Origin of the sequence: Xanthomarina sp. (genome assembly GCF_035306605.1) — a bacterium.
GTDB lineage: Bacteria > Bacteroidota > Bacteroidia > Flavobacteriales > Flavobacteriaceae > Xanthomarina.
In genome coordinates this window covers 1-2,828 of record NZ_DATGNR010000070.1, presented here as the reverse complement: position 1 = coordinate 2,828, position 2,828 = coordinate 1, and the positions used below count along the sequence as shown (strand labels likewise).

Genomic DNA, 2,828 nt, shown 5'->3' with positions numbered 1-2,828 from the left:
AATCGATTTCAATTAAAAAATAGTCTTTACATTTTGTTTTTTAAATTTATTAGCTACTTTAGCAGACTCAATATGAAAGCAACATTGAATTTTGCATATTACAACTGGAACTATTTCTTTTTTAACAAAAGGAACGAGATGTTGTATGTGTAATTTTTAATTAATAATACATGATATAAAAGTCTCGATGAAAATCGGGACTTTTTTTTTGAAATTTTAAAAACAATGAATTTGGTACATACAGTCGGCATACAAGGAGGAAAAGGGTCCTTCCATCATATTGTTACTCAGCAATATTTTAAAAATGACGTCTTGGTAACAGAATGTTCATCTTTTGATAAGTTGGTTCATAGTCTAATTTCTAAAGAAACTGAAGCCATTGTTATGGCTTTGGAAAACTCGATTGCAGGCTCAATAATTCCAAATTACGCATTAATTGATACGAATAATTTAAGTATTGTAGGCGAACATTATTTAGATGTTCAGCATCATTTAATGGCGTTGCCCAATCAAACCCTTACGGATATTGTTGAGGTGTATTCGCACCCAATGGCTTTATTGCAGTGCAAGGAATTTTTTAAAAAACACCCACACATCAAGCTCATTGAAGATACAGATACGGCCGAAGTTGCAAAACGAATTCAAAGTAAAAAACTAAAAGGAGTATCAGCTATAGCAAGTAAAATGGCCTCCGAATTATTTGAACTTAATATTTTGGCAGAAAGCATACAAACAATAAAAAACAACGAAACTAGATTTGTAATAGTTGAAAAGCAAAACCATGATTTATTAGAAAATGAAATAAATAAAGCGTCTTTAAAATTCGAATTAGAACATAAGAGAGGCAGTTTAGCTACCGTCTTAAATGTGATGAGCGATTGCAATTTGAATTTAACCAAAATACAATCCCTGCCAAAAATTGAAACTCCTTGGAAATATGCATTTTTTATAGATGTTACTTTTAGCGACTATAAAGATTATAAAAAGGCCAAATCCCTTTTAGAAATTATGGCGGAAGAGTTTAAAATATTAGGAGAATATAAAAACGCAAAACAATGATAGAAGCAGCACAGAGATTACAAACTGTTGAAGAGTACTACTTCTCAAAAAAACTACGTGAAGTGAGGTTGCTACAAGCCAATGGAAAACCCATTATAAATTTAGGAATAGGGAGTCCGGATTTGCAACCCCAAAACAAAGTAATTACAGCACTAAACGATAGTTTTAAAGACGTTGAAGCCAATCAATATCAAAGTTATCAAGGCTTGCCAGAATTACGGAAAGCCATGACAGATTTTTATAGTTATCACTATCATGTCGATTTAAATTCAGCTAATGAAGTGTTGCCACTTATGGGAAGTAAAGAAGGGATTATGCATATTTCTATGGCGTTTTTAAATCCAGGAGATCAAGTGCTTATTCCAAATCCTGGATATCCAACTTATCTGTCTGTGAGTCGTTTGGTGGGCGCTGAGCCTGTTTTTTATTCTTTGTCTGAAGATGCTAATTGGCTGCCAGATTTGGAGGCTTTGGAAGAACAGGATTTGACCAAGGTGAAGCTCATGTGGATTAATTATCCGCATATGCCAACAGGAGCAGTAGCAACGGAAGCTTTTTTTATAAAATTAGTGGCTATTGCCAAGAAACATCGTATTTTAATTGTTAACGACAACCCGTATGGCTTTATTCTTAACGATTCCCCAATAAGTATCTTAAGTATTCCTGGAGCAAAAGATGTTTGTATGGAATTAAATTCTTTAAGTAAAACGTTTAATATGTCTGGTTGGAGAGTTGGGATGGCTTTAGGAAACCCAGACTATATAAACCATGTTTTAAAAATAAAAAGCAATATGGACTCTGGCATGTTATACGGCATTCAAAAAGGTGCTATCGAAGCTTTAAATTGTTCAGAATTGTGGTATGAAAATTTAAATAACACCTATAAAGAGCGCCGAAAATTAATTTGGCAATTAGCCGATAGTTTAAACTGTATTTACGACAAAAATGCGACAGGTTTATTTGTTTGGGCAAAAATTCCAGCTAATCAAACATCTGAGGCGTTTATCGATTTACTGTTGAAAAAGAAAAATATTTTTATTGCACCTGGAACTGTTTTTGGAAGTCAGGGCGAAGGTTATGTTAGGTTTTCACTTTGTTCCACAACAGAGGTGATTGAAGAAGCAATATCAAGAGTCAAGTTGTTGAGTGCGGTTTTGTAGCGGAGTTGAGTGTTAATAAAAGCAAGAGTTTTCCTCTTTGAGGAGATGTCTTGAAATGATAAATTTAGGAATGAAAAGCATATATATTATAGGCGTTGGATTAATAGGAGGAAGCATCGCAAAAGATGTTAAAAAAATGAATCCTGAAATCACAATTCACGGAATAGATAGTAATGAAGCTCATTTAGAGGAAGCGCTTGCATTAAAAATAATTGATAAAAAAGCTGTTTTTGATGATATTGAAAAAGCCGATTTGGTAGTTGTAACCATTCCTGTGGATGTTGCTGAAATGTTGTTGCCAGAAATTTTGAATAAAGTTTCAGACAATACGTTAGTAATAGATTCTGGCTCCACCAAAGCAAGTATCTGTAAAGCGGTGGAGAATCATCCAAAACGTCGAAATTTCTTAGCAACACATCCTATTGCTGGTACCGAATTTTCTGGCCCGAAAGCAGCTTTGGAAGGTTTGTTTTTTAATAAAACGAACATTATTTGCGAAGTTGAAAAAACGGCTTTTAAGTTACAGGAACGTGCTTTAAGTATTTTTAAAATTATGGGAATGAATATGCGTTATATGAATCCAGAAGCGCACGATAAACACATTGCTTA

Annotated in this window: 3 protein-coding genes; all 3 read left to right on the top strand. The window is 33.7% G+C overall.

Annotated elements, in window-relative coordinates; all coding sequences use genetic code 11:
- The first annotated feature begins 225 nt into the window (after positions 1 to 225).
- A complete protein-coding gene (locus VKY41_RS09765; protein ID WP_500814264.1) occupies positions 226 to 1,059 on the top strand; it encodes a prephenate dehydratase in 834 nt (277 codons plus the stop codon).
- On the top strand, positions 1,056 to 2,219 hold the full coding sequence (locus tag VKY41_RS09760; protein ID WP_500814263.1) for a pyridoxal phosphate-dependent aminotransferase: 1,164 nt from the start codon (positions 1,056 to 1,058) through the stop codon (positions 2,217 to 2,219). Before VKY41_RS09765 ends, VKY41_RS09760 begins: the two co-directional genes overlap by 4 nt.
- Before the next feature lie 70 nt (positions 2,220 to 2,289).
- A partial coding sequence (locus VKY41_RS09755) for a prephenate dehydrogenase/arogenate dehydrogenase family protein (protein WP_500814262.1) occupies positions 2,290 to 2,828 on the top strand: 539 nt, incomplete at its 3' end.

Bases quoted from the DNA above. Each gene is read 5' to 3' on its own strand.
- VKY41_RS09765 (WP_500814264.1), top strand. From the start codon at position 226: ATGAATTTGGTACATACAGTCGGCATACAAGGAGGAAAAGGGTCCTTC.
- VKY41_RS09760 (WP_500814263.1), top strand. From the start codon at position 1,056: ATGATAGAAGCAGCACAGAGATTACAAACTGTTGAAGAGTACTACTTC.